This is a genomic window from Sulfitobacter sp. UBA4523 (assembly GCF_002388305.1).
GTDB classification, from domain to species: domain Bacteria; phylum Pseudomonadota; class Alphaproteobacteria; order Rhodobacterales; family Rhodobacteraceae; genus Sulfitobacter; species Sulfitobacter pontiacus.
On the sequence record NZ_DGMH01000006.1, the window covers coordinates 4,434 to 4,829 of the forward strand.

Consider the following 396-nt stretch of genomic DNA (forward strand, 5'->3'; position numbering starts at 1 on the left):
TTCCTCGTGACACGGCGCATGCTTGCCATGTTCCAAAAATCGTAAAGGGTTCAGGTAAATGGATTTTGGTTTTACAACAGCGGCTTACGTAGTCGCCGCCATCCTCTTCATCCTCAGCCTTGGCGGGCTGTCGGGTCAGGAAAGCGCCAAGCGCGCGGTATGGTACGGGATCGTGGGCATGGCTTTGGCCGTGGCTGCGACATTGATCGGGCCGGGGGCCGGCTTCTGGCTGCTGTCGCTGATCCTGATCGCGGGTGGCGGTGCCATCGGCTATCAACTGGCGACAAAAGTGCAGATGACGCAGATGCCCGAACTGGTTGCCGCGATGCACAGCCTTGTGGGTCTGGCGGCGGTCTTCGTCGGCTATAACGCGCATATCGAACTGGGCAACGTGCT

At 59.3% G+C, this 396-nt stretch carries 1 protein-coding gene; it reads left to right on the forward strand.

All coding sequences use genetic code 11. The annotated features are described in order from the left end of the window. Nucleotides 1-58: 58 nt before the first annotated feature. Nucleotides 59-396 (forward strand): NAD(P)(+) transhydrogenase (Re/Si-specific) subunit beta (locus B3849_RS00960; protein ID WP_286779706.1); only part of this gene is annotated, 338 nt, incomplete at its 3' end.